At 65.3% G+C, this 25,856-nt stretch carries 23 protein-coding genes; 9 read left to right on the top strand and 14 right to left on the bottom strand.

From position 1 onward, the window contains the following. Window positions 1-182: 182 nt before the first annotated feature. Both acnA and ODI_RS14625 read right to left on the bottom strand, forming a co-directional pair. The gene (gene acnA / locus ODI_RS14630; protein WP_067751788.1) at window positions 183-2,891 is read right to left on the bottom strand and encodes an aconitate hydratase AcnA; all 2,709 of its coding nucleotides are present in this window, start codon (window positions 2,889-2,891) and stop codon (window positions 183-185) included. Window positions 2,892-3,047: 156 nt separating this feature from the next. Continuing rightward, window positions 3,048-3,938, bottom strand: coding sequence for an EamA family transporter (locus ODI_RS14625; RefSeq protein ID WP_067751786.1), 891 nt, complete (start codon window positions 3,936-3,938; stop codon window positions 3,048-3,050). A gap of 156 nt (window positions 3,939-4,094) precedes the next feature. Between ODI_RS14625 and ODI_RS14620 the strand changes: the two genes are divergently transcribed. Continuing rightward, window positions 4,095-4,967, top strand: coding sequence for an EamA family transporter (locus ODI_RS14620; protein WP_067751784.1), 873 nt, complete (start codon window positions 4,095-4,097; stop codon window positions 4,965-4,967). 120 nt (window positions 4,968-5,087) lie between these two features. Here the strand turns inward: ODI_RS14620 and ODI_RS14615 are convergent, their stop codons facing one another. The 4 genes from ODI_RS14615 to ODI_RS14600 form a co-directional block, all read right to left on the bottom strand. After that, entirely contained in the window at window positions 5,088-5,648 is a 561-nt protein-coding gene (locus ODI_RS14615; RefSeq protein WP_067751782.1) for a PIN domain-containing protein, read from the bottom strand. 8 nt (window positions 5,649-5,656) lie between these two features. Then, on the bottom strand, window positions 5,657-6,187 hold the full coding sequence (locus ODI_RS14610; RefSeq protein WP_082985228.1) for a helix-turn-helix domain-containing protein: 531 nt from the start codon (window positions 6,185-6,187) through the stop codon (window positions 5,657-5,659). 193 nt (window positions 6,188-6,380) lie between these two features. Continuing rightward, window positions 6,381-8,972, bottom strand: coding sequence for a bifunctional aconitate hydratase 2/2-methylisocitrate dehydratase (acnB, locus tag ODI_RS14605; RefSeq protein ID WP_067751779.1), 2,592 nt, complete (start codon window positions 8,970-8,972; stop codon window positions 6,381-6,383). Between the two features lie 138 nt (window positions 8,973-9,110). Beyond that, a complete protein-coding gene (locus ODI_RS14600; protein ID WP_067751776.1) occupies window positions 9,111-9,500 on the bottom strand; it encodes a YchJ family protein in 390 nt (129 codons plus the stop codon). Between the two features lie 157 nt (window positions 9,501-9,657). Between ODI_RS14600 and ODI_RS14595 the strand changes: the two genes are divergently transcribed. Then, window positions 9,658-10,419 carry a TSUP family transporter gene (locus ODI_RS14595; RefSeq protein ID WP_067751774.1) on the top strand — a complete coding sequence of 254 codons (762 nt, stop codon included), beginning with the start codon at window positions 9,658-9,660 and terminating at the stop codon, window positions 10,417-10,419. Between the two features lie 31 nt (window positions 10,420-10,450). On the opposite strand, the gene ODI_RS14590 is transcribed toward ODI_RS14595, so the two are convergent. The 6 genes from ODI_RS14590 to ODI_RS14565 all read right to left on the bottom strand — a co-directional run bounded on the left by ODI_RS14590 (window position 10,451) and on the right by ODI_RS14565 (window position 16,275). Beyond that, a complete protein-coding gene (locus ODI_RS14590) occupies window positions 10,451-10,741 on the bottom strand; it encodes a GNAT family N-acetyltransferase (protein ID WP_067751771.1) in 291 nt (96 codons plus the stop codon). Window positions 10,742-10,828: 87 nt separating this feature from the next. Further along, window positions 10,829-11,227 carry a hypothetical protein gene (locus ODI_RS14585; protein WP_067751768.1) on the bottom strand — a complete coding sequence of 133 codons (399 nt, stop codon included), beginning with the start codon at window positions 11,225-11,227 and terminating at the stop codon, window positions 10,829-10,831. Window positions 11,228-11,352: 125 nt separating this feature from the next. Continuing rightward, window positions 11,353-12,807, bottom strand: coding sequence for a bifunctional 2-methylcitrate dehydratase/aconitate hydratase (locus tag ODI_RS14580; RefSeq protein WP_067751979.1), 1,455 nt, complete (start codon window positions 12,805-12,807; stop codon window positions 11,353-11,355). Between the two features lie 107 nt (window positions 12,808-12,914). Next, window positions 12,915-14,126 (bottom strand): bifunctional 2-methylcitrate synthase/citrate synthase, encoded by a 1,212-nt coding sequence (gene prpC, locus ODI_RS14575; protein ID WP_067751765.1) that lies wholly within the window; start codon window positions 14,124-14,126, stop codon window positions 12,915-12,917. Window positions 14,127-14,197: 71 nt separating this feature from the next. Then, the gene (prpB, locus tag ODI_RS14570; RefSeq protein WP_067751762.1) at window positions 14,198-15,088 is read right to left on the bottom strand and encodes a methylisocitrate lyase; all 891 of its coding nucleotides are present in this window, start codon (window positions 15,086-15,088) and stop codon (window positions 14,198-14,200) included. Between the two features lie 197 nt (window positions 15,089-15,285). Then, the gene (locus ODI_RS14565; RefSeq protein ID WP_067751759.1) at window positions 15,286-16,275 is read right to left on the bottom strand and encodes a malate dehydrogenase; all 990 of its coding nucleotides are present in this window, start codon (window positions 16,273-16,275) and stop codon (window positions 15,286-15,288) included. 319 nt (window positions 16,276-16,594) lie between these two features. On the opposite strand from ODI_RS14565, the gene ODI_RS14560 reads away from it, so the two are divergent. From ODI_RS14560 to gltA, 7 genes are all read left to right on the top strand, one after another. After that, on the top strand, window positions 16,595-17,377 hold the full coding sequence (locus ODI_RS14560) for a GntR family transcriptional regulator (protein ID WP_067751749.1): 783 nt from the start codon (window positions 16,595-16,597) through the stop codon (window positions 17,375-17,377). A 117-nt stretch (window positions 17,378-17,494) separates the two neighbouring features. Beyond that, on the top strand, window positions 17,495-17,908 hold the full coding sequence (sdhC, locus tag ODI_RS14555) for a succinate dehydrogenase, cytochrome b556 subunit (protein ID WP_067751746.1): 414 nt from the start codon (window positions 17,495-17,497) through the stop codon (window positions 17,906-17,908). Then, window positions 17,909-18,292: a succinate dehydrogenase, hydrophobic membrane anchor protein gene (gene sdhD / locus ODI_RS14550; RefSeq protein WP_067751743.1), complete on the top strand. Its 384-nt coding sequence runs from the start codon at window positions 17,909-17,911 to the stop codon at window positions 18,290-18,292. It abuts the gene before it with no gap. A 3-nt stretch (window positions 18,293-18,295) separates the two neighbouring features. Then, window positions 18,296-20,074 (top strand): succinate dehydrogenase flavoprotein subunit, encoded by a 1,779-nt coding sequence (sdhA, locus tag ODI_RS14545; protein ID WP_067751740.1) that lies wholly within the window; start codon window positions 18,296-18,298, stop codon window positions 20,072-20,074. A gap of 13 nt (window positions 20,075-20,087) precedes the next feature. After that, window positions 20,088-20,804, top strand: a complete 717-nt coding sequence (locus ODI_RS14540; protein ID WP_067751737.1) for a succinate dehydrogenase iron-sulfur subunit — start codon at window positions 20,088-20,090, stop codon at window positions 20,802-20,804. A 135-nt stretch (window positions 20,805-20,939) separates the two neighbouring features. Beyond that, window positions 20,940-21,200, top strand: a complete 261-nt coding sequence (locus ODI_RS14535; RefSeq protein WP_067751735.1) for an FAD assembly factor SdhE — start codon at window positions 20,940-20,942, stop codon at window positions 21,198-21,200. 21 nt (window positions 21,201-21,221) lie between these two features. Further along, window positions 21,222-22,523 carry a citrate synthase gene (gene gltA, locus ODI_RS14530; protein ID WP_067751733.1) on the top strand — a complete coding sequence of 434 codons (1,302 nt, stop codon included), beginning with the start codon at window positions 21,222-21,224 and terminating at the stop codon, window positions 22,521-22,523. A gap of 90 nt (window positions 22,524-22,613) precedes the next feature. On the opposite strand, the gene ODI_RS14525 is transcribed toward gltA, so the two are convergent. Both ODI_RS14525 and ODI_RS14520 read right to left on the bottom strand, forming a co-directional pair. Beyond that, window positions 22,614-23,066: a DUF2214 family protein gene (locus tag ODI_RS14525; RefSeq protein WP_067751730.1), complete on the bottom strand. Its 453-nt coding sequence runs from the start codon at window positions 23,064-23,066 to the stop codon at window positions 22,614-22,616. A gap of 172 nt (window positions 23,067-23,238) precedes the next feature. Continuing rightward, window positions 23,239-25,530, bottom strand: a complete 2,292-nt coding sequence (locus ODI_RS14520; RefSeq protein WP_067751727.1) for an NADP-dependent malic enzyme — start codon at window positions 25,528-25,530, stop codon at window positions 23,239-23,241. Window positions 25,531-25,856 lie beyond the last annotated feature (326 nt).

Raw genomic sequence — 25,856 nt, 5'->3', positions numbered from 1 at the left:
CAATCGCGGCACGCGGAGAAAGTTAGCAGCATTCGGTTTCAGGAGGACGAAAGGAAGCCGTTCAAACTCGAAATAAATTGTGTAAGAGCTTAAGAAAACATGGCGACCAGGCAAGAAAAAACCGGGCGCGAGGCCCGGTTTTTCCTGCCGCGTATCCTGCCGGACCCGCGGAATTGCTGGGTTTACGCTGCTTCCAGCAACTGGCGCAGCACGAAGGGCAGGATGCCGCCGTGCTTGTAGTAGTCCACCTCGATCGGCGTGTCGATGCGCAGCAGCACGGTCACCTGCTGCGTGCTGCCATCCTTGCGGTGGATGGTCAGCGTCACGTCCTGCATGGGCTTGATGCCGTTTTCCAGGCCCGAGATGTCGTAGGTTTCCTCGCCCGTGATGCCCAGCGATTGCACGCTGTCGTCGCCCTTGAACTGCAGCGGCAGCACGCCCATGCCCACCAGGTTGCTGCGGTGGATGCGCTCGAAGCTGCGCGTGATGACGGCCTTCACGCCCAAGAGCTGCGTGCCCTTGGCCGCCCAGTCGCGCGACGAACCGGTGCCGTATTCCTCGCCGCCGAAGACGACGGTGGGCGTATCCTGCGCCACGTACTTCATGGCGGCATCGTAGATCGACATCTGTTCACCGGTAGGCTGGAACAGCGTGTCGCCGCCTTCGTAGCGGCTGCCGTCCGCCAGCGGCGGGATCATCAGGTTCTTGATGCGCACGTTGGCGAAGGTGCCGCGCATCATGATCTCGTGGTTGCCGCGGCGCGAGCCGTAGCTGTTGAAATCGGCCTTCATGACGCCGTTTTCCTTCAGCCAGCGGCCAGCGGGCGAGCTTTCCTTGATCGAGCCCGCGGGCGAGATGTGGTCGGTGGTGACCGAGTCCCCGAACACGCCCAGCGCGCGAGCGCCCTTGATGACAGGCATGGCGCCCGGGGTCATGCCGAAGTCGCCGAAGAAGGGCGGCTCGGCGATGTAGGTCGAGTCAGGCCAGTTGTAGACGTCGCCCGTCACGCCCTGGATCTTCTCCCACAGTTCGCCCGGCTTGCTCTTGACCTGGCCATAGTTGGCCCGGAAGGCCGCGGGATTCAGCGCGAACTTCACGAGCTCGTTCACTTCCTCGGTGCTGGGCCAGATGTCGCCCAGCCACACGTCGCCGTTCTTGCCGCGGCCCACCGGCTCGGTCATCAGGTCGCGCGTGATGGTGCCGGCCAGCGCATAGGCCACGACCAGCGGGGGCGAGGCCAGGAAATTGGCCTTGATGTTCGGATGGATGCGGGCTTCGAAGTTGCGGTTGCCCGAGAGCACGGCCGAGCAGATCAGGTCGTTGCCGGTGATGGCTTCGTTCAGGTCCGGCGTCAGGTCGCCGGCGTTGCCGATGCAGGTGGTGCAGCCATAGGCGGCCACGTCGAAGCCCAGCTTTTCCAGGTAGGGCAGCAAGCCCGTCTTGGTCAGGTATTCGGTCACCACGCGCGAGCCAGGGGCCAGCGAGGTCTTGATGTGCTTGGGCACGGTCAGGCCGGCTTCCACGGCCTTCTTGGCCAGCAGGCCGGCGGCCAGCAGCACGCTGGGGTTGGACGTGTTGGTGCAGGAGGTGATGGCGGCGATCAGGATGTCGCCGTTCTTCACCTGCGTGCCCGCGCTGGTGGTGTAGGTCCTGGCCAGCTTGTCGGCGGGCTGGTTGAAGCCGTTTTCCGAGACCGGCTTGGAGAACAGGTCGATGAAGGTGTTCTTCACGTTGCCGATCTCGATGCGGTCCTGCGGGCGCTTGGGGCCGGCCAGCGAGGGCGCGACCGTGGACAGGTCCAGCGTCAGCAGCTTGGTGTAGTCGATGTCGCGCGCGGCGGGCACGCCGAACATCTTCTGTGCCTTGAAATAGGCTTCGAACGCGGCGATTTCCTCGGCGGTGCGGCCCGTGCCCTCGAAGTAGTCGATGGTGCGGGAATCGACGGGGAAGAAGCCCATGGTCGCGCCGTATTCGGGCGCCATGTTGCCGATGGTGGCACGGTCGGTCACCGACAGGCTGGCCGTGCCTTCGCCACAGAATTCCACGAACTTGCCGACGACCTTTTCGCGGCGCAGCAGTTCGGTCAGCGTCAGCACCAGGTCGGTGGCGGTCACGCCGCCGCGCAGCTTGCCCTTCAGTTCCACGCCCACCACGTCGGGGGTCAGGAAATAGACCGGCTGGCCCAGCATGCCGGCTTCCGCCTCGATGCCGCCCACGCCCCAGCCCACCACGCCGATGCCGTTGATCATGGTGGTGTGGCTGTCGGTGCCGACCAGCGAGTCGGGGTAATAGACGCCCGTCTGCTTGTCCTTGTGCACGCCGCGCGCCAGGTATTCCAGGTTCACCTGGTGCACGATGCCGAAGCCCGGGGGCACCACGCCGAAGGTGTCGAAGGCCTGCATGCCCCACTTCATGAACTGGTAGCGCTCCTTGTTTCGCTGGAACTCCAGTTTCATGTTCAGGTCCAGCGCGTCCTTCGTGCCGAAGTAGTCGATCATGACCGAGTGGTCCACCACCAGGTCCACCGGCACCAGCGGTTCGATCAGCTTGGGCGTCTTGCCCATCTTGTCGGCCACCGCGCGCATGGCGGCGATGTCGGCGAGCAGCGGCACGCCGGTGAAGTCCTGCAGCACCACGCGGGCCACGACGAAGGGGATTTCATCTTCGCGCTTGGCGTTGGGCAGCCAGCTGGCCAGCTGGCGCACGTGCGCTTCGGTGACTTTCTTGCCATCGCAATTGCGCAGCACCGACTCCAGCACGACGCGGATCGAGACGGGCAGCCGCTGCACGTCGATCCCCAAGGCCTTGCCCAGCGCCGGCAAGGAATAGTACTGACAGGACTGCTTGCCGATCTTGAAATTCTTGAGGGTGTCGAACGTGTTGTGCGGCATGATGGACTCCGTGGGGTTGACCTTCGGTTCCGCCGCGAGGCGCGGCGTGTTCGTCGCCTTTGATTGTAAGTGAGGGACAGGGTGATTTGAACTCTTGTGTCTTATATAAGAGTTACCAAATTTACCCACCCGCCCCGCTGCTTCAGCGGGCGGTTTTCAGGGGCGGGGCAGGGACGCGCGCAGCCGGCTGGCGTAGATGTTCAGCGCCAGCCCGCCGATGACCAGGCCTGCAGCCGACAGCTTCCAGGCGGGCAAGGATTCATCCAGCAACAAGGCCGAGGACAGCATGCCGAACACCGGCACCAGCAGGGCCATGGGCGTGACCGTGGCGGCGGGGTGGCGAGACAGCAGCCAGTTCCAGGCGCCGAAGCCATAGATCGTGTTGCCGACGGCCTGCCACAGCACGGAGGCCCAGCCGCCCAGGCTGGCGTGGCTCAGCGCCGCGCCGATGGCCGTGGGGCCTTCCGCGACGACGGTGATGAGGCTGAGCGGCGCCACCGCGTAAAGGCTGCTCCAGACCGTGAAGGACACCATGTTGACGCGTCCGGCGCGCCGCACGACGGTGTTGGCGCAGGCCCAGCAGAAGGCCGCGGACAGCACCAGTCCCAGGCCGACCAGCGTGACCGCCGCGCCCGCGTCCGTCACGCTGCGCCAGCCCACCAGGGCGAGGCCTGCCACGGCCAGCGCCAGCGCCACGATCTGAGGGCGCGCAGGACGTTCGCCTGCCAGCGCCATGGCCATCAGGATGGTGAAGAACACCTGCGACTGGACCACCAGCGAGGCCAGTCCGGGCGTGATGTCGCTTTGCATGGCCCAGTACAGCAGGCCGAACTGCCCGGCGCCCAGCAGCGTGCCGAAGCCCGCCAGCGTCGTCCACGGCACGGCCGGCCGCCGGATGAAGAACACCCAGGGCAGGGCCGACAGCAGGAACCGCAGCGTGGAAAGCAGGAAGGGCGGGAAGTCGACCAGGCCCCACTTGATCACCACGAAGTTGGTGCCCCAGATGAGCACCACGGACAGGGCGAGCAGCAGATGAAGTGGGGGCATGATGACGGGGGCGGGCAGGGCAAGCTGCCAGTGTAGCGAGCGCGGGCTGACAGGCGGCTGGCTGGCGCCAGTCTCACAGGCCGTATCAACGATGACGTTACTATGACATGCAGCCGCAAGCGCATTGCATCCGGCCTTTCCTGACCCTGCTTCCTCATGTCGTTGTCCGCCTTGTTGTTGGTCGTGCTGGCCGCCTGCATCCATGCGACCTGGAATCTGCTTGCCAAGCGGGCGGCGTCGGCCGGGCCGTCCTTCGTATTCGCCTATGCGCTGTGCGCCACGGTGATCTACCTGCCGCTGGCGCTCTGGGACGTGTGGCGCGGCGGCATGGTCTGGAGCCTGCCGGCGGTGCTCGTGCTGGTGGCCAGCGCCGCCATCCACCTGGCCTACAGCCTGTGCCTGCAGCGCGGCTACCAGGTGGCCGATCTTTCCGTCGTCTATCCGGTGGCGCGTGGCACCGGCCCGCTGCTGTCCTCGATCGGGGCGTTCGTGCTGCTGGCCGAGCCGCCGCACACGACGGCGGTCATGGGCATGCTGTGCGTGGTCATCGGCATCTTCTGCATCGCCACGCAAGGCCGCTGGGCGCGTTTTCGCCAGCCCGATGCCTGGGTGGGGGTGCGCTGGGGCGCCTATACGGGCGCGCTCATCGCCTGCTACACCGTCGTGGATGCCTATGGCGTCAAGGTGCTGCTGGTGTCGCCCATCGTGCTGGACTGGTTCTCCAACTCGCTGCGCACCTGCATGCTGACGCCCTATGTGCTGCGCCGCCGACAGTCCGCCTGGACCGCCATGCGCGGGCACTGGGGCCTGGCGCTGGCCGTCGGCGCGCTCTCGCCCCTGTCCTACATCCTGGTGCTGCAGGCCCTGAGCGACGGCGCGCCGCTCAGCCTCGTGGCGCCCGCGCGCGAGATGTCCATGATGGTGGGCGCCGTGCTGGGCATGGTGCTGCTGAAGGAAGCCGCCGGTGTCTGGCGGATCGCGGGGTGCGCGGTGCTGGTGGTGGGGGTGGTGTTGCTGGGGATGACGTAGCGGGGAGACCCGCTACCTGCATCTGTGGTGATGCCGTCGTGTCTGTGCTCGCAAGCACGATGATGATCAGAGTGCCAGTGTGCCTTGCTGCCAAGCTGCGAGCATGGCAGCGGCTACCCGCTACTGCCCATCTGCGGCCAGCTTTTGCAATAGCGCTGGCGCAGTGGGATTTGAGCGCAATGATTGGCGAAATGCGCTGAATGCCGCTCCCACTGCACTTGGTTGCTGCTGGAAGGGTGCCAGTAGAAACGCATCCGGCCTTTGGATTGCGATGCCGATAGTGACAAGCTTCTGTACGCCAAAATCCTTGACGTTCTTGGTCACCAGGCTGACTACCTGTGTGCCTGGATAGTACGGATTCGCCAGGATGGCATATGCGCAAGCCGCAACGTGAGTGTCCTTCATCGACCGCATGCCGAAGGCCACGGCTTGGAATTGCGCCTGAACGTCCGGGGTAGAGACTTCGGCAGTGGGCAGCGACTGGCGCATCAGTGTCTCATTGAGCTGTGCGGCCGCTTGGTCGATCTTGCGTCCCGTTGTGACCAAGGCGCGGCTCATTTCTTCAAGGATGAGCGGGCTCCAGTGCAGATGGATCAGCTTTTGGTAGTCCAGATAAATGAGAAAACCTCGGGTGGTCCCTCCAAAAAGCGTATCGGCATCTGCGATGACGGGTATCGGCATTCAGCGGTTCAACTGGAGAATATTTCGTCGTCGAGTAGCGCGCCCAACTTTTGCATTGCGCGCTGCTTGCCTGCCTGCTCTTTTTGTTGCCATGCGAGGACGGAGGATGTCAGCACTCTCCGTTGATTGCCAACCCATCGATGCAATGCCACGTCGCCCGCATCGATACGCGCGACCATATACGGGCGAGACACCCCTACCAGATCCGCCGCTTCTTGGCTGGTAAGCACAGGGTCGGAGGTGTTTTGCGACATCGCTTGGTCTGATGTCCTTGCTTGTGCAGGCAGTGCCAACTGGAAAATCTGGACGAACTCCTCTCGGATGGCTCGTTCCTTGGCTTGGGTCAGTGTGCGCACGTGTTTGCGCACGATATCCAGCAAGGGAGCGACCTCGACGGAGACATGCAGGGCACCGCCGTGTAGCGCGGTCACCGACGCAGTCTTCGGCGCGGGTCTGTCCGCAACAGGGGGGAGGACCGCTGTTTTCGGGGACTTGGACTTGGTCAGGTTGGCACGAGGAGTCTGGATGGTCTTGGGCATGATGCAGAAACTATATCATCGAAATATTCGAATTATTCGAATTATTCGAAAAAAACTCGAGTGGATCGAATTGCATGACGTCGGTGCATTTCGTCATCCAAACAAAAAAACGCCCCAAGCCGTGTCCGGCCTTGGGGCGTATGTCTTTCTTGAGCCAGGGAGACGGCTGCAAACTTGCGGCCGCCTCTCTATATCAGACCTCGATTACGTCGGCCACGTCCTTGTAGTCGGGGATCTTGTCGAAGTTCAGGTACTGGTAGATCTGGTCGCCGCTCTTGTTGATGACGCCCATGTCGGCCATGTACTCGTCCTTGGTCGGGATGCGGCCCAGCTTCGAGCAGATGGCGGCCAGTTCGGCCGAGCCCAGGTAGACGTTGGTGTTCTTGCCCAGGCGGTTCGGGAAGTTGCGGGTGCTGGTCGACATGACCGTGGCGCCTTCGCGGACCTGGGCCTGGTTGCCCATGCACAGCGAGCAGCCCGGCATTTCGGTGCGCGCGCCGGCCGTGCCGAAGACGCCGTAGTGGCCTTCCTCGGTGAGCTGCGTGGCGTCCATCTTGGTGGGCGGGGCCACCCAGAGCTTGACCGGGATGTCGCGCTTGCCTTCCAGCAGCTTGGAGGCTGCGCGGAAGTGGCCGATGTTGGTCATGCAGCTGCCGATGAACACTTCGTCGATCTTGGCGCCGGCCACGTCCGACAGCGTCTTCACGTCGTCGGGGTCGTTCGGGCAGGCCACGATGGGCTCGTGCACGTCGGCCAGGTCGATCTCGATGATGGCGGCGTATTCGGCGTCGGCATCGGGTTCCAGCAGCTGCGGGTTGGCCAGCCAGGCTTCCATGGCCTTGATGCGGCGGCCCAGCGTGCGCTCGTCTTCATAGCCGTTGGCGATCATCCACTTCAACATCACGATGTTGCTGTTGATGTACTCGATGATCGGTTCCTTGTTCAGGCGCACCGAGCAGCCGGCGGCCGACCGTTCAGCCGAGGCGTCCGACAGTTCGAAGGCTTGTTCCACCTTCAGGTCCGGCAGGCCTTCGATTTCCAGGATGCGGCCCGAGAAGATGTTCTTCTTGCCTTGCTTGGCCACGGTCAGCAGGCCTTGCTTGATGGCGTACAGCGGAATGGCGTTGACCAGGTCGCGCAGCGTGACGCCGGGCTGCAGCTTGCCCTTGAAGCGCACCAGCACCGATTCCGGCATGTCCAGCGGCATGACGCCCGTGGCGGCGGCGAAGGCCACCAGGCCCGAGCCGGCGGGGAAGGAGATGCCGATGGGGAAACGCGTGTGCGAATCGCCGCCGGTGCCGACGGTGTCGGGCAGCAACATGCGGTTCAGCCAGGAGTGGATGACGCCGTCGCCCGGACGCAGCGAGACGCCGCCGCGGGTGCTGATGAACTCGGGCAGCGTGTGGTGCGTCTTGACGTCCACGGGCTTGGGATAGGCGGCGGTGTGGCAGAACGACTGCATCACCAGGTCGGCCGAGAAGCCCAGGCAGGCCAGGTCCTTCAGCTCGTCGCGGGTCATGGGGCCGGTGGTGTCCTGGCTGCCCACCGAGGTCATGCGCGGTTCGCAATAGGTGTCGGGGCGGATGCCCTGGCCTTCCGGCAGGCCGCAGGCGCGGCCGACCATCTTCTGGGCCAGGGTGTAGCCGCGGCCGGTGTCGACCGGGTTCTTGGGCAGGCGGAACAGCGTCGAGGGCGCAAGGCCCAGGGCTTCGCGGGCCTTGGCGGTCAGGCCACGGCCGATGATCAGCGGAATGCGGCCGCCGGCGCGCACTTCGTCGAACAGCACGTCCGACTTCACTTCGAATTCGGCGATGACCTGGCCGTCCTTGAGGGCCTTGCCGTCATAAGGGCGCAGCTCGACCACGTCGCCCATCTCCATGCTGGAGACGTCCAGCTCGATCGGCAGGGCGCCCGCGTCTTCCATGGTGTTGTAGAAGATCGGGGCAATCTTGCTGCCCAGGCACACGCCGCCGAAACGCTTGTTCGGCACGAAGGGGATGTCTTCGCCGGTGAACCACAGCACCGAGTTGGTGGCCGACTTGCGCGAGGAACCGGTGCCGACCACGTCGCCGACGTAGGCGACCAGGTGGCCCTTTTCCTTCAGGCTGGTGATGAACTCGACCGGGCCGCGCTTGCCATCTTCCTCGGGCTGGAACACGGCGCCGTCGCGCTTGTTCTTCAGCATCGCCAGGGCGTGCATGGGGATGTCGGGACGCGTGGTGGCGTCGGGGGCGGGCGACAGGTCGTCGGTGTTGGTTTCGCCGGGCACCTTGAAGACGGTGATCGTCAGGCTTTCAGGCACTTCGGGACGGCTGGTGAACCACTCGGCATCGGCCCAGCTTTGCAGCACGGCCTTGGCGTTGGCGTTGCCGGCGTCGGCCTTTTCCTTCACGTCGTGGAAGGCGTCGAACATCAGCAGCGTCTTCTTCAGCGCGTCGGCGGCGATGGCGCCGACGTCGGCGTCGTCCAGCAATTGGACCAGGGGTCCGATGTTGTAGCCGCCCAGCATCGTGCCCAGCAGTTCAGTTGCCTTGGCACGGCTGAGCAGCGCACACGATTCGCTGCCCAGGGCCACGGCGGCCAGGTAGGAGGCCTTGACCTTGGCGGCATCGTCCACGCCGGCAGGCACGCGATGGGTCAGCAGGTCCACCAGATTCTGCGCCTCGCCTTCGGGCGGGTTCTTGATCAGTTCGATCAGTTCGGCGGTCTGCTTGGCGGACAGCGGCAGCGGCGGGATGCCCAGGGCGGCGCGCTCGGCGACGTGTTGACGGTAGGTTTCCAGCATGGATGACAGGCCTGCTTAGTCGGGTTGGAAAAGGGGTATGGGACGGAATTGTAGAACCATCCCAAAGGGTGGGCAATGGTCTTGTATCTTATATAAGACATATGGGAACCAGCCGGGTTCCCGCCCCCCCCTGCGGCGTCAGGCGATGTCGCCGTCCACATAGAACCAGCGGCCGTCCTGGCGCACGAAGCGGCTGGTCTCGTGCAGGCGCGAGGCGCGGCCTTGCAGGCGGCTGCGGGCAACGAACTCCACCGTGGCGTGGTCCGCGTCCTGCTGCGCATGGCCGCGCACGTCCAGGCCCAGCCATTTCAGGCCGGGCGGGTTCGGTTCGAGTCCGCTGGGCCGGGTGTCGGGATGCCAGGTCTCGAGCAGGTAGTCCAGGCGGTCCAGCACGAAGGCGCTGTAGCGCGAGCGCATGAGGCTGGCGGCATCGGGCGCCAGCAGGCGCCGCGGGCCTTCGTGCCAGCGTTGGCAGCAGGCGGCATAGGAGTGGCCGGAGGCGCAGGGACAGGGAGGGGAGGCGGGCATGGCAGGTGTCGAAGAAAAACGCTCAGGGTAAGTCCGGAGTCGCTGCCGGCCTGGCCTGGATCGTTATGATTTAAAATAATTTGCTTATACCAATATGGAATATATACGCCGTGCCCGCTGCTGTGCCCCGTCCAGTGCCCCCTTCGTTGCGCCGCGCATGACCCTGCTGGAACACGTCTTCTTCCTGCTCTGCGTGGCATTGGCGGCCGGCGCCCAGACCCTTTCCGGATTCGCCTTCGGCCTGTTGCTGCTGAGCCTGACCAGCCTGCTGGACATCGCGCCCATGCAGGATGTCGCCATCGTCATCAGCATGATGACCCTGGCCAATTTCCTGACCGTCTTCGGCTGGCGCTGGCCCGACCTGGACTGGAAACGCCTGATGCCCGTGCTGGGCAGCAGCCTGGTGGGCGTGACCGGCGGCCTGTGGCTGCTGCACACCCTGAGCGGCAGCATGAACGTGCTGCTGCGGATTCTCCTGGGCCTGACCATCATCGTCTGCGCCTTCATCCTCGTGCATGGCGGCGCCATGCGCAAGACGGTGTCCGGCCCGGGCGCCTTCGCGTCGGCCGGGCTGGTCTCCGGGGTGCTGAGCGGGCTTTTCTCGGCGTCGGGGCCACCGCTGGTCTACCTGCTGTACCGGCAGCCCTTGCCCCTGCCCACCGTGCGCAATTTCCTGGTGATTGCGCTGGCCTGCAATGCCTTCTTCCGCTTGGTGATGGTGGCAGGCACGGGCGAGCTTACCTGGGGCATCATGGCGCTCAGCCTGGAGGCGCTGCCGGTGGTGGTGGGGGTGACGTGGCTGGTGCGCCGCTACGGCATGGGCCGTTCGGTCGAGGCCATCCGCAGGCTGGTCTGCGTGCTGCTGGTGCTGTCTGGCCTGAGCCTGCTGGTGCCCGGCCTGGCGACGCTGGTTCGCTGACCTGTCCGGCGGGCCGGCGGCCCGCCAGTCCTCAACTCGCCAGCAGGTCCCTGTCTTCGCCATGGCGCTGGAAATACGCCGCGGCGTAGCTGCAGGCCGGGCGCACCTTCCAGCCTTGCGCGCGTGCCGTGTCCAGCGCCTTGCGCGTGAGGGCGCCGGCGATGCCGCGGCCGCCCACGGCGTCAGGCACGCCCGTATGGGTGATGGTCATGACCTTGTCCTGCAGCAGGTATTCCAGCACGCACAACTGGCCGTCGACGGTCACGTCGAAGCGCGATTGCGCGGGGCTGTGCTGGACGTCTTGCGCGGTGATGCCACTCATGGAAAACCTCTGGATTCGTCGTCGGAGGTTTTCAACTTAGCCCACCCGGCACCTAGCAGGCAAGCCGACGCGCGCCAGTGGCGGCGCTCAGCGTGCGCCAGCGCCCATGAACAACAGCACCCAGACGCAGGCCATGGCCACCAGTCCGACCCAGCAGCCGCCCCACATGCCGATCAGGGGCCATTTCACGTCGGTGGGCACGGTCTTGGGGTCGATGTGCGCCAGTTGCCGGTTGGCATGGCCGATCAGCGAGAACTGCGTGTGCGGGAAGGACAGGCGGAAGAAGTAATCCAGCAGCATGCCGAATTGCAGCGCCTTGGGATAACGCCGGAAGGGCTGGTGCGCCAGGTAGGGGTGCTTCATCACCGCGTTGACGCGGTCGATCTTGAAGAACAGCAGGTAGGCGCCCGAGATCAGGAAGACGCTGGCGCAGGCCACGAACAGGCTGAACGCGAAGGGAAGAAGGGGAAACAGGTAAGCCGACATGATGCGAGGAAAGTAGGCGCGCGGGACGGGCGCCGCAGCAAAACCGCCATGCTACAAAACTCCCGGCCCGGGCGCGACCCGAAAGCCCCAGGGTTTCCACGGGGGCAGCGCAGGATGGAACCGCCTCAGATCACGTACAGATCCACGTATTCCTGCACCGCCATGGCTTCCAGCCCCGCCTGCTCCAGCGATGCCGCCAGGATGCGTTGCTGCTGCCGGGGCGGGAAGCGCCGCGCCAGGTTGCGGCGGAATTTCTCTTCCAGCAGCGGAATGCCTTCCTCGCGCCGGCGCTTGTGGCCGATGGGATAGTCGCAGGCCACTTCCTCCAGCACCGTACCGTCCTGGAGCGTGACGGTCAGCGCGTTGGCGATGGAACGCTTGTCCGGGTCGTGATAATCCCGCGTATAGGCCGGGTCTTCCACGCAGGTGATCTTCTCGCGCAGGGCGTCGATGCGCGGGTCGGCAGCCACGTCGTCCTCGTAGTCCGCCGCCGTCAGCCGGCCGAACAGCAGCGGCACGGCCACCATGTACTGCACGCAGTGGTCGCGGTCGGCAGGGTTGGCCAGCGGGCCGGTCTTGTCGATGATGCGCAGGCACGCGGCATGGGTGCGCAGCGTGATGCTGGCAATGTCCTCGGCGCGCCGGCCCGCTGCGTGCAGTTGGGCATGCAGCGCCATCGCGCACTCCACGGCGGTCTGGGCGTGGAACTCGGCGGGATAGGAAATCTTGAACAGCACGTTCTCCATCACGTAGCTGCCGTAAGACCGCTGGAAGGTGAACGGCTTGCCCTTGAACGAGACGTCGTAGAAGCCCCAGGTGGGGGCGGAGAGCGCCGAGGGGTAGCCCATTTCGCCCGTGCGCGCCATCAGCGCCAGGCGCACGGCGCGGCTGGTCGCGTCGCCGGCCGCCCAGCTCTTGCGGCTGCCGGCGTTGGGGGCGTGGCGATAGGTGCGCAGGCTCTGGCCGTCGACCCAGGCCAGGGACACCGCCGCGATGATTTCCTCGCGGGACAGTCCCAGCAGGCGCGCCACGACCGCGGTGGATGCCACCTTCACCAGCACCACGTGATCGAGGCCGACCTGGTTGAAGGAGTTCTCCAGCGCCAGGCATCCCTGGATCTCGTGTGCCTGGATCATGGCGGTCAGCACGTCACGCATCGTGAGCGGGGGCCTGCCCGCGGCCACGGCCTGGCGCGAGAGCCAGTCGGCGGTGGCCAGGATGCCGCCCAGGTTGTCGGAGGGGTGGCCCCATTCCGCGGCCAGCCAGGTGTCGTTGAAGTCCAGCCAGCGGATCATCGCGCCGATGTTGAAGGCGGCCTGCACCGGATCGAGCTGGAACGAGGTGCCGGGCACCCGTGCGCCGTGAGGCACGATCGTGCCGGGCACGACAGGGCCCAGCAGCTTGGTGCAGGCGGGGTATTCCAGGGCTTCCAGGCCGCAGCCCAGGGTGTCGATCAGGCAGTGGCGCGCGGTGGCATAGGCCGGCGGGCTGCGGAGGGTGCCGGTGTCGAGGACATAGTCGGCAATGTCGACCATGACGGCATCGGGGGCGGGGCGGGCGGCGGAGACGGCGTGAGACATGGAGGGCTCCTGCGGTCTGGCGGGCGTGGCGGCACGCCCGGCGCCGTCCCTGCCGCGGGGCGCGGCAAGGCGGCTTGCGGCCGGCAGGGCGCCGGCCACGGGGGACATCACTTACGCTTGTCGATGGGCACGAACTTCAGGTTTTCCGGCCCGGTGTAGTTGGCGGTGGGGCGGATGATCTTGTTGTCGACGCGCTGCTCGATGATGTGGGCGGACCAGCCGGCGGTGCGCGCGATCACGAAGAGCGGGGTGAACATCGCGGTGGGCACGCCCATCATGTGGTACGACACGGCCGAGAACCAGTCCAGGTTGGGGAACATCTTCTTGGCGTCCCACATGACCGTTTCCAGGCGCTCGGCAATATTGAACATCTTGGTGTTGCCCGCCGTCTTCGACAGCTTGCGGGCGACTTCCTTGATGACCTTGTTGCGGGGGTCCGAGACGGTGTAGACCGGATGGCCGAAGCCGATCACGACCTCTTTGTTCTCGACGCGGCGGCGGATGTCGGCCTCGGCTTCGTCGGCGGTGTCGTAGCGTTTCTGCACTTCGAAGGCGACCTCGTTGGCACCGCCATGCTTGGGGCCGCGCAGCGCGCCGATGCCGCCGGCGATGGCCGAGTACATGTCCGAGCCCGTGCCCGCGATCACGCGGCAGGTGAAGGTAGAGGCGTTGAATTCGTGCTCGGCGTACAGCACCAGCGAGGTGTGCATGGCCTTGACCCATTCGTCGCTGGGCTTCCTGTCGTGCAGCAGGTGCAGGAAGTGGCCGCCGATGCTGTCGTCATCGGTCTGCACGTCGATGACGTGGCCGTTGTGGCTGTAGTGGTACCAGTACAGCAGCGCCGAGCCCAGGTTGGCCATCAGGCGGTCGGCGATGTCGCGCGCGCCCGGCGTGTTGTGGTCGTCCTTCTCGGGCAGCACGCAGCCCAGCACCGACACGGCGGTGCGCATCACGTCCATCGGGTGCGACGAGGCGGGCAGGGCTTCCAGCGCGGTCTGCAGGGCGGCGGGCAGGCCGCGCAGCGCGCGCAGCTTTTCCTTGTAGGCCTTCAGTTCGGCGCGGGTGGGCAGCTTGCCGTGCACCAGCAGGTGGGCGATTTCCTCGAACTCCGAGGTCTCCGCCACGTCCAGGATGTCGTAGCCGCGGTAGTGCAGGTCGTTGCCGCTGCGGCCGACCGTGCAGAGCGCGGTGTTGCCGGCGACCACGCCCGACAGGGCGACGGATTTCTTGGGCTTGAAGCCCGGCTTGTCTTCGGCGGGCGCGGCGGCGGGTGCCGGGGCAGCGGCGTCGGGGGTCTTCTTGGCGCGGGTGGTGCTCATTGTCTCAGTGCTCCTGTTTTCCTTCTGGGGTTATCCGGGAAATCCGCGGGCCTGCGCGTCAATGGCTGACGTCAGGCCTTGCTCTGCGCGAACAGCGCGTCGAGCTTGCTTTCGAAGTCGTGATAGCCGATACGGTCGTACAGCTCGTCGCGTGTCTGCATGAGGTCGACGACGTTCTTCTGGTGGCCGTCGCGGCGCACGCTCTGGTAGACCATTTCCGCGGCCTTGTTCATGGCGCGGAAGGCCGACAGGGGATACAGCACCATGCCCACGCCCACGCCGCGCAGTTCGTCCACCGTGAAAAGCGGTGTCTTGCCGAACTCGGTGATGTTGGCCAGCACCGGCACGTTCACGGCACTGGTGAAGCGCTGATAGGTGGGCAGGTCATAGGCGGCTTCGGCGAAGATCGCGTCGGCGCCTGCCTCCACACACGCCAGGGCGCGTTCGATGGCGGCGTCCACGCCTTGCACGGCGATCGCGTCGGTGCGCGCGATCACGAAGAAGTCCGAGTCGGTGCGGGCATCCACGGCGGCGCGCACGCGGTCGGCCATTTCCTGCGTGGTGACGATTTCCTTGCCCGGGCGATGGCCGCAGCGCTTGGCGCCGACCTGGTCCTCGATGTGGCAGGCCGCCGCGCCGAACTTGATCAGGCTTTTCACCGTGCGGCCGATGTTGAAGGCCGAGGGGCCGAAGCCGGTGTCGATGTCCACCAGCAGCGGCAGGTCGCATACGTCGGTGATGCGGCGCACGTCGGTCAGGACGTCATCGAGGGTGTTGATGCCGAGGTCGGGCAGGCCCAGCGACCCGGCGGCCACGCCGCCACCCGACAGGTAGATGGCCCGGAAGCCCGCGCGTTTCGCCAGCAGGGCATGGTTGGCATTGATGGCGCCGATGATCTGCAGCGGCTGCTCGGCGGCCAGGGCGGCGCGGAACAGGGCGCCGGGGGAGTCGGGTCGTGACATGGCGGGTCTCCAGGTGTTGGTGTTCTTTATTGACTGCCTACCCTGTGCTGCACCTTTCACGAGGGCAGTGACCAAATTCTTCCCAATTGCCGCGCCCGCAACCACAGGCTCGGCTAGCCGGGGTGCAGTGGAGCCGGCTTTGCCGGTCCACCAGCACCGCCCCCCTGGGGGGGAGGCGCGCAAGCGCCTCGGGGGGGTTACTTCAACAAATCCTTGACGCCGTCGCGCTCTTCGAGGAGCTCCTTCAGCGTGAAGTCCAGGCGCTCGCGCGAGAAGGCGTCGATTTCCAGGCCTTCGACACGCTTGTACTCGCCGTTCTCGGTCGTGACGGGCACGCCGTAGATGATGCCTTCGGGGATGCCGTAGGAGCCGTCCGAGGGAACACCCATGGTGACCCACTTGCCGTTGCTGCCCAGCACCCAGTCACGCACGTGGTCGATGGCGGCGTTGGCGGCCGAGGCGGCCGACGACAGGCCACGGGCCTCGATGATGGCGGCGCCGCGCTTGCCCACGGTGGGGATGAAGGTGTCGCGGTTCCACTGGTCGTCGTTGACCAGGTCCTTCAGGCTCTTGCCCTTGACGGTCGCGAAGCGGAAGTCGGGGTACATCGTGGGCGAGTGGTTGCCCCACACGACCAGTTTCTCGATGTCGGCCACGGCGATGTTGGCCTTGGCGGCCAGTTGCGACAGGGCACGGTTGTGGTCCAGGCGCAGCATGGCGGTGAAGTTCTTGGCGGGCAGGTCGGGCGCCGACTGCTGGGCGATGTAGGCGTTGGTGTTGGCGGGGTTGCCGACGACCAGGACCTTGACGTCGCGGCTGGCGACTTCATTCAGTGCCTTGCCTTGGGCCGTGAAGATCTGGGCGTTGACGCTCAGCAGGTCCTTGCGCTCCATGCCGGGGCCGCGGGGGCGGGCGCCGACCAGCAGGGCCACGTCGGCATCCTTGAAGGCGGTGCGGGGGTCGCTGTGGGCGGTCACTTCCTGCAGCAGCGGGAAGGCGCAGTCGTCCAGCTCCATGATCACGCCCTTGAGCGCCTTCTGGGCCTTCTCGTCGGGGATTTCGAGCAGTTGCAGGATGACGGGCTGATCCTTGCCCAGCATTTCGCCCGAGGCGATGCGGAACAAGAGGGCGTAACCGATTTGGCCGGCGGCGCCGGTGACGGCAACGCGCATGGCAGGCTTGGACATGAAACGATCTCCGTGATGAAAATGGCAGTGAGGTCAGTGATCCCACCCGCCAGTGTACCGATTTAGCCGGGCTCGCAAACCCGTGTTCTGGCTGGCGCCGTCGCGCCGGTATTCCCTGCCGCCGGCGTGCTCTCCGCCTCTGCGGGGCCCTCTCCAACGGTGCTGCGATGGTAGTGCGGAGCGGACATGCAGTCAAATGTCTTATGTCTTATATAAGACAAAAGAGCATCTGCCAAGGATGCCGTGATGTGCGACAATGGCGGGATATCAATAATCCGCAATTCCCGTCGCCGCGGTCCATCCCGCGACCATCCTTCCCATGAGCGAAACCCGGCCCGAGCAGGAAATTCCCGCGCGCAGCCCCGGCAGGCCGCCGGCTGCGGCCGCGGCGTTCAGCCCGCTCTATCGGCAGATCAAGTCGCTGATCGTCGAAAGCCTGGAGCGCGGCGAATGGAAGGCCGGCGAGTCGATCCCCAGCGAGTTCGATCTGGCTGCCCGTTTCCAGGTCAGCCAGGGCACCGTGCGCAAGGCCATCGACGAACTGGCGGCCGAGCACCTGCTGCTGCGCCGCCAGGGCAAGGGCACCTTCGTCGCCACCCACCACGAACCGCGCACCCGTTACCGCTTCCTGCGCCTGGCGCCCGATGACGACGGCGAGGGCGAACGCGCCGAAAGCCGCATCGTCGACTGCCGCCGCCTGCGCGCGCCGGCCGACGTGTCGCGGGCGCTGGAGTTGCGCTCGGGCGATGCGGTCGTCTGTATCCGGCGGGTGCTGTCCTTCGGGGGCGTGCCCACCGTCATCGACGACATCTGGCTGCCGGGCAACCTGTTCAAGGGCCTGACGGCGGAGTCGCTGGCGGGCTACCGGGGGCCGCTGTACGGCTTCTTCGAAAGCGAATTCGGCATCAACATGGTCCGCGCGGACGAGAAGTTGCGCGCCGTCGCGGCCAGTCCCGAGACGGCCGAGCTGCTGGGCGCCGCGCCAGGCGCGCCCCTGCTGCAGGTCGAGCGGGTGTCCTACACCTACGGCGACCGGCCGGTGGAGTGGCGCCGGGGTCAGTACCTGACCGAGCGATACCACTACCGGAATCGGCTCACGTGATAGTAGAGGTTTGAATCGACAGGTTTTTTTGTGACGATTTGAACCTGTTTGCCACATCGGTGAAAATAGAGTGTTTGCCCGTTTGAATTTTTTAGTTCCTTGAATCGAGGCCGTTCCATGTCAGACTCAGCCGCCAAGCCGCGTCCGCAGTTTCGCAACATCAGCGTTCTGCAGCTTATGAATTACCGCCTGCCGCTTGCCGGCAAGGTGTCGATCCTGCACCGCGTCAGCGGCGCGCTCCTGTTCCTCTGTCTGCCGCTGGTGATCCTGCCTCTGTTCGCCATGAGCGTTTCTTCCGAGGCCGGCTTCGCCGCATTGTCCAACGTTTTCGGCAATCCGATCGTCAAGCTGATCGCACTGGCCTTGATCTGGGGCTACCTCCATCACTTCTGTGCCGGCATCCGCTACCTGGTTCTCGACCTGCACATCGGCGTGAACAAGGAGTCGGCCCAGAAAAGCGCCGGTATCGTGCTGGGCTGCAGCCTGGCCCTGACTTTCGTCTTCGCCCTCAAACTGTTCGGAGTCTGGTAAATGTCGACGACCAAGAATTACGGCCCGACCCGACTGGTGGTCGGCGCGCGCTACGGCCTGAAGGACTTCATCGTCCAGCGCATCACCGCGGTCATCCTGGCCGTCTACACCCTGGTCCTGCTGGTCGGCGTGCTGGCCATGCCCGGCTTCACCTATGAAAGCTGGAAGGGCCTCTTCTCGTTCACGGTTTTCATGCTGCCCGTCGGCCAGATCCTGGCCACGCTGGCATTCATCTCGCTGGCCTGGCATGCCTGGATCGGCGTGCGCGACATCTGGATGGACTACGTCAGGAACGTCGGCGTGCGCCTGCTGCTGCAGGTGCTGACGATTCTGTGGCTGGTCGGTTCGACCGTGTATTTCGCGCAAATCATCTGGAGGCTCTAAGCCGTGGTCGCTGTCAAGAAATCTTTGCCGCGTCGCCAATTCGACGTGGTCGTGGTCGGTGCCGGTGGCGCCGGCATGCGCTGCTCCCTGCAACTGGCCCAGGCCGGCCTGTCGGTGGCGGTGCTCTCCAAGGTCTTCCCCACCCGTTCGCACACCGTGGCTGCCCAGGGCGGCATCGGCGCCTCGCTCGGCAACATGAGCGAAGACAGCTGGTACTGGCACATGTACGACACAGTCAAGGGTTCGGACTGGCTGGGTGACCAGGACGCCATCGAGTTCATGTGTCGCGAAGCCCCCAACGCGGTCTACGAGCTCGAGCACTTCGGCATGCCGTTCGACCGCAATGCCAACGGCACCATCTATCAGCGCCCGTTCGGCGGCCACACCGCCAACTTCGGCGAGAAGCCCGTCCAGCGCGCCTGTGCCGCGGCCGACCGTACCGGCCACGCACTGCTGCACACGCTGTACCAGCGCAACGTTGCCGCCCGCACCCAGTTCTTCGTCGAATGGATGGCGCTGGACCTGCTGCGCAATGAAGCGGGTGACGTCCTGGGCGTGACCGCCCTGGAAATGGAAACCGGTGAAATCTACGTCCTCGAAGCCAAGACCACGGTGCTGGCCACCGGCGGCGCCGGCCGTATCTGGGCCGCGTCCACCAACGCCTTCATCAACACCGGCGACGGCCTGGGCATGGCCGCGCGTGCCGGCCTGGCGCTGCAGGACATGGAGTTCTGGCAGTTCCACCCCACCGGCGTGGCCGGCGCGGGCGTGCTGATCACCGAAGGCGTGCGTGGCGAAGGCGGCATCCTGCTGAACAAGGATGGCGAACGCTTCATGGAGCGCTATGCGCCCACGCTGAAGGACCTGGCCCCGCGTGACTTCGTGTCGCGCTCGATGGACCAGGAAATCAAGGAAGGCCGCGGCTGCGGTCCGGACGGCAGCTACGTGGTCCTGAAGCTCGACCACCTGGGCGCCGAAACGATCCAGAAGCGCCTGCCCTCGATCCGCGAAATCGCGATCAAGTTCGGCAACGTCGACCCGATCAAGGAACCGATCCCGGTCGTGCCCACCATCCACTATCAGATGGGCGGCATCCCGGCGAATTACCACGGCCAGGTCGTGGACTGGAAGAACGGCCAGAACAACGTCGTCAAGGGCCTGTACGCCATCGGCGAATGCGCCGCGGTGTCGGTGCACGGCGCCAACCGCCTGGGCACGAACTCGCTGCTCGACCTGGTGGTGTTCGGCCGCGCTGCCGGCAACCACATCGTCAACCTGCACCTGGAAAAGCAGCGCGCGCACGAAGCCGTGCCCGCCGAGTCGCTCGACTTCTCCATCGGCCGCGTCGCCAAGCTGGAAGACAGCAAGGGCACCGAGAAAGTGCAGGATGTCGGCAATGCCATCCGCACCTCCATGCAGCGTCACTGCGGCGTGTTCCGCACGATCAACCTGCTGGAAGAGGGCGTGGGCCAGATCGAGGAACTCGCCCAGCAGGCCCAGCACGTGGCCTTCAAGGACAAGTCCAAGGTCTTCAACACCGCCCGCATCGAAGCGCTGGAACTGGCCAACATGACCGAAGTGGCCCGCGCCACGATCCTGTCGGCGTCCAAGCGCACCGAAAGCCGTGGCGCCCACGCCCTGGACGATCATCCCAACCGCGACGACGAGAACTGGCTCAAGCACACCCTCTGGTACTCCGAGGGCAGCCGCCTGGATTACAAGCCGGTCCAGATGAAGCCGCTTACCGTCGATACCTTCCCGCCCAAGGCGCGGACTTTCTGAGCAGGATGCTGCAATGAGCACCAAACGAATCGTGAAGTTCGAGATCTACCGCTACGACCCGGACAAGGACGAGCGTCCCTACATGCAGAAACTGGACGTGGAGCTTCAGCCCACCGACAAGATGCTGCTGGACGCGCTGGTCCGCATCAAGAACGACGTGGACGACAGCCTGGCCATCCGCCGTTCCTGCCGCGAAGGCGTGTGCGGGTCGGACGCCATGAACATCAACGGGAAGAACGGGCTTGCCTGTACCACTAACCTGCGCGAGCTGAAGGAACCCATCGTCCTGCGTCCGCTGCCCGGCCTGCCGGTCATCCGCGACCTGATCGTGGACATGACGCACTTCTTCAACCAGTACCACTCGATCAAGCCGTACCTGATCAACGATACGCCGCCGCCCGAAAAGGAACGCCTGCAGACGCCCGAGGCGCGCGAAGAGCTCGACGGCCTCTACGAGTGCATCCTGTGCGCCTGCTGCTCCACGTCCTGCCCGTCGTTCTGGTGGAACCCGGACAAGTTCGTCGGCCCGGCCGGCCTGCTGCAAGCCTACCGTTTCATCGCCGACAGCCGCGACCAGGCCACCGGCGCCCGCCTCGACAACCTCGAGGACCCGTACCGCCTGTTCCGCTGCCACACCATCATGAACTGCGTCGACGTCTGTCCCAAGGGCCTGAACCCCACGAAGGCAATCGGCAAGATCAAGGAATTGATGGTGCGGCGTGCCGTCTAAAAGCGCCACGCCAGAGGCGCTTCGCGCTTCCCCCTCAAGGGGGCGGCACTGGCGGACCGGCAAAGCCGGCTCCGCCGTGCCCTGGGTGGTGCCATTACCCTGTATTTTTGGGCTGTGCTTGAGCAAGGATCTGCCATGACGCAACTTTCGGAACTGGATCGCACGCGCTTGCGCTGGCGCGCCCGCCGGGGGCTGCTCGAGAATGACCTGATCATCACGCGCTTCCTGGACGCGCACGAAACGACGCTGTCCGGCGAAGACGTGGCCGCGCTCACGCAGCTGTTCGAAGAGGGCGACAACGACCTCCTCGACCTGCTGCTGGGCCGGACCGAGCCTGAAGGCGCCTTGGACACGCCTGCCGTGCGCGACATTCTTCGTCGTTTGCGCGAGATCTGATTTTTTCTAGAAGGAATTTCCATGAAATTGTCCGACAAGAAAGCAACCCTGAGCTTTTCAGACAACTCTGCCTCGATCGAATTTCCGGTCTACCAGGGCACCGTGGGCCCGGATGTTATCGACATCCGCAAGCTGTACGGCCAGACCGGCATGTTCACCTTCGATCCGGGTTTCATGTCGACCGCTGCTTGCGAGTCGGGCATCACGTACATCGACGGCGACAAGGGCGAGCTGCTGTATCGCGGCTATCCCATCGAGCAACTGGCCGTCAATTGCGACTTCCTGGATATCTGCTATCTCATCCTGAACGGCGAGCTGCCCAACGGTGAAGAGAAGAAGGACTTCGACGATCAGGTCACGCACCACACGATGGTGAACGAGCAGCTGCACTTCTTCCTGCGCGGCTTCCGTCGTGACGCCCACCCCATGGCCGTGCTGACCGGCCTGGTGGGCGCGCTGTCGGCCTTCTATCACGACTCGACCGACATCACGAACCCGCACCACCGTCACGTCTCGGCCATCCGCCTGATCGCCAAGATGCCGACGCTGGTCGCCATGGCATACAAGTACTCGCAAGGCCAGCCCTTCATCTACCCGCAGAACAACCTGTCCTACACGGGCAACTTCCTGCGCATGATGTTCGCCACGCCGTGCGAAGACTACAAGGTCAACGAAGTGGTCGAGCGCGCGCTGGACCGCATCTTCATCCTGCACGCCGACCACGAGCAGAACGCCTCGACCTCGACCGTGCGCCTGTGCGGCTCGTCGGGCACCAATCCCTTCGCCGCCATCGCTGCTGGCGTGGGCTGCCTGTGGGGCCCGGCACACGGTGGCGCCAACGAGGCGTGCCTGCAGATGCTGGAAGAGCTGCAAGCCAACGGCGGCGTGGCCAAGGTCGGCGAGTTCATGGAGAAGGTCAAGGACAAGAATTCGGGCGTGCGCCTGATGGGCTTTGGCCACCGCGTCTACAAGAACTACGACCCCCGCGCCAAGCTGATGCAGCAGACCTGCAAGGAAGTGCTGCATTCGCTGGGCCTGGAAAACGATCCGCTGTTCAAGCTGGCCATGGAACTCGAGCGCATCGCGCTGGAAGACCCGTACTTCGTGGACCGCAAGCTGTACCCGAACGTCGACTTCTACTCGGGCATCGTGCAACGCGCCATCGGCATCCCCACCTCGCTGTTCACGGCCATCTTCGCGCTGGCCCGCACGGTGGGCTGGATCGCCCAGTGGAACGAAATGCTGTCGGACCCCGACTACAAGATCGGCCGTCCGCGCCAGCTGTTCTCGGGTCACACGACCCGCGACGTGCCCAAGCGCTGAGCCTGGCCGTCGCGTGGCGCGCTCTGGTGGCGCGCCAGCAAAAAAGCCCCGCCACGGCGGGGCTTTTTCATGGGCGCAGCACAGAGGCATCTACATGCCCACGCCACGCGCCATCAGCACGGCGCACAGCGGCAGCAGCACCAGCATGTGCACCTCGATCATCACCCAGCGGCGGGCGCGTGCGATCTCCTCGTTGGGCGGCATGTAGGCGGGCACGGTGCGCGACTGCTTGCGCCAGCGCAGGAAGGCCAGCGTGGGAATGATCGAACAGAGGCCGGTGAGGACGAAGAGCGTCATCTTGGCGTGGAACCAGGGGTTCGAGGCATAGAAGGCCATGCCCTTGGCGCCCAGCGACAGGCGCAGCATGCCCGTGGCCAGCACCATCACGGCACTCAGCAGGTAGAGCCGGTCGTAGATGGCCAGCCGGCGCACGATCTCTTCGCCCAGGCCCGGGCGCAGCAGCACCGCCTGCGCGGTCAGGATGACGATGAGAAAGAAGATGGCCAGGTAGTGCAGCCAGGCATAGAGGGCGTCTTGCAGCATGGCGGGGCTCCGACGAAGGGGGGCAGGGGGGCTTGGGGTGTTGCGGTCTTTGTACCAAAGCCTGGCGGCATCTGTCCTTGCGGCCTCGCAATGAAAAACGGCTCTCCGAAGAGAGCCGTCGTCATGCCTGCGGCGGACGCGGTGTGTCCACCGTGTCCGCGCGCCGTCCGGATCAGGCGGGCGCCTGTCCGCATTCCTGCTGCGCGTCGACCACCGCCAGCGCGGTCATGTTGACGATGCGGCGCACGGTGGCCGAGGTCGTCAGGATGTGCACGGGACGGGCTGCGCCCAGCAGGATCGGGCCCATCGCGATGCCGTTGCTGCCGGTCATCTTCAGCATGTTGTACGTGATGTTGCCGGTGTCCAGGTTGGGCGTGATCAGCAGGTTGGCGCGGCCGGTCAGCGTGCTGTCCGGATAGGCCGCCAGGCGGATCTTTTCCGACAGGGCCGAGTCGGCGTGCATTTCGCCGTCCACTTCCAGGTCGGGCGCGCGTTCGACGATGAGCTTGCGGGCCTGCGCCATCTTGCGCGACGAGGCCGTCGAGCGGCTGCCGAAGTTCGAGTGCGACAGCAGCGCGATCTTGGGCGCGACGCCGAAACGGCGGACTTCCTCGGCGGCCTGGATGGTCAGGTCGGCGATTTCTTCCGCGCTCGGGTCTTCGTTGACGTGCGTGTCGCAGACGAACAGGGTCTGGTCGGGCAGCATCAGCACGTTCATGGCGGCATAGGTCTGCGCGCCCGCCTTGCGGCCGATGACTTCGTCCACGTACTTCAGCTGGTTGTCGTAGCCGCTGCTCACGCCGCAGATCAGCGCGTCGCCGTCGCCGCGCTGCAGCAGCAGGGCGCCGATCAGCGTGTTGTGCTTGCGCACCATCGCCTTGGCGATGGTGGGCGTGACGCCCTCGCGGCCACGCAGCTGGTAGTACGCGTTCCATGCCTCGTTGTAGCGGGTGTCGTCCTCGGGATCGACGATCTCGATGTTCTTGCCGGCGGCCAGGCGCAGGCCCGCCTTCTTCACGCGCATCTCGATCACGCCGGGACGGCCGATCAGGATGGGCTGCGCCAGCTTCTCGTCGACGATGGTCTGCACGGCGCGCAGCACGCGCTCGTCTTCGCCGTCGGCGTAGATGACGCGCTTGGGCGCCTGGCGGGCCTGCTGGAACAGCGGGCGCATCGTCTGGCCGGAGTGGTAGACGAAGGCGGTCAGCTGGTGGCGGTAGGCCTCGATGTCCTCGATGGGACGGGTGGCCACGCCTGAATCGGCGGCGGCCTGCGCCACGGCAGGCGCGATCTGCACGATGAGGCGCGGATCGAAGGGCTTGGGAATGATGTAGTCGGGGCCGAAGCTCAGCTCCTGGCCGGCGTAGGCGCGGGCCACTTCATCGTTCTGCTCGGCTTCCGCAAGCTCGGCGATGGCCTTCACGCAGGCCAGCTTCATCTCTTCGGTGATGCGGGTGGCGCCGGCATCCATGGCGCCACGGAAGATGAAGGGGAAGCACAGCACGTTGTTCACCTGGTTCGGATAGTCCGAACGGCCGGTGGCGATGATGCAGTCGGGGCGCGCGGCCTTGGCGACTTCGGGGCGGATCTCGGGCTCGGGGTTGGCCAGGGCCAGGATCAGCGGCTGGCGGGCCATGGTCTTGACCATGTCGCCGGTCAGCACGCCCGCCGTCGAGCAGCCCAGGAAGACGTCCGCGCCGTCGACGATGTCGGCCAGCGTGCGGGCTTGCGTTTGCTGCGCGTAGCGCTTCTTGTTGGGCTCCATGTTCTCTTCACGGCCTTCCCAGATCACGCCGCGCGAGTCGGTCACGAAGATGTTCTCGCGGCGCACGCCCAGGTGCACCAGCAGGTCCAGGCAGGCGATGGCCGCCGCGCCGGCGCCCGAGCACACCAGCTTCACGTCGCCGATGGCCTTGCCCACGACCTTCAGGCCGTTCAGGATGGCGGCGGACGAGATGATGGCGGTGCCGTGCTGGTCGTCGTGGAAGACCGGGATCTTCATGCGCTCGCGCAGCTTCTTCTCGATGTAGAAGCACTCGGGCGCCTTGATGTCTTCCAGGTTGACGCCGCCCAGCGTGGGCTCCAGCGCCGCGATGATCTCGACCAGCTTGTCGGGGTCGTTCTCGGCCAGCTCGATGTCGAACACGTCGATGCCGGCGAATTTCTTGAAGAGGCAGCCCTTGCCCTCCATGACGGGCTTGGCGGCCAGCGGGCCGATGTTGCCCAGGCCCAGCACGGCGGTGCCGTTGGTGATCACGCCCACCAGGTTCGAGCGCGAGGTGTACTTGGCGGCGGCGGGATCGCCTTCGGCATGGATGGCCATGCAGGCCACCGCCACGCCGGGGGAATAGGCCAGGGACAGGTCGTCCTGGTTGGCCAGCGGCTTGGTGGGGGTGACGGAAATCTTGCCGGGGGTGGGATAGGCGTGGTAGTCCAGTGCCAACTTCGAGAAGTTTTGGTCCATGAGGCTTGGTCAGGCTCGTGTCGTTGCGAAAATCGGTGCTTCGCGCCAAGGCAGGATTGCCCGCGCACAGCGAAGCCGCTTATTTGAACAGAAAAGAATTTGAAGTTCGTGCTTGTTTGTGCTGCAGGGCAGCAATATGGCTTGTCCTTGTTAATGTGCGTCGCGCCAGGCTTGCCTGAGCAGCGATGCGGCGGTACAACGAAAATAACGTGGCGGAAGTGGGCCATTGCCCGGAAAGGCCCGGAATTGCTTGCGCCAGCGCAAGGAAGCAGGGCAAGCCCCCTGGGTTGGGGGTATACTGCGCGGATAGGCTTTCAAGGCTTGTA

The organism is Orrella dioscoreae (assembly GCF_900089455.2).
GTDB classification, from domain to species: Bacteria; Pseudomonadota; Gammaproteobacteria; order Burkholderiales; family Burkholderiaceae_B; genus Orrella; species Orrella dioscoreae.
This window is presented reverse-complemented; position numbering and strand designations above follow the sequence as displayed.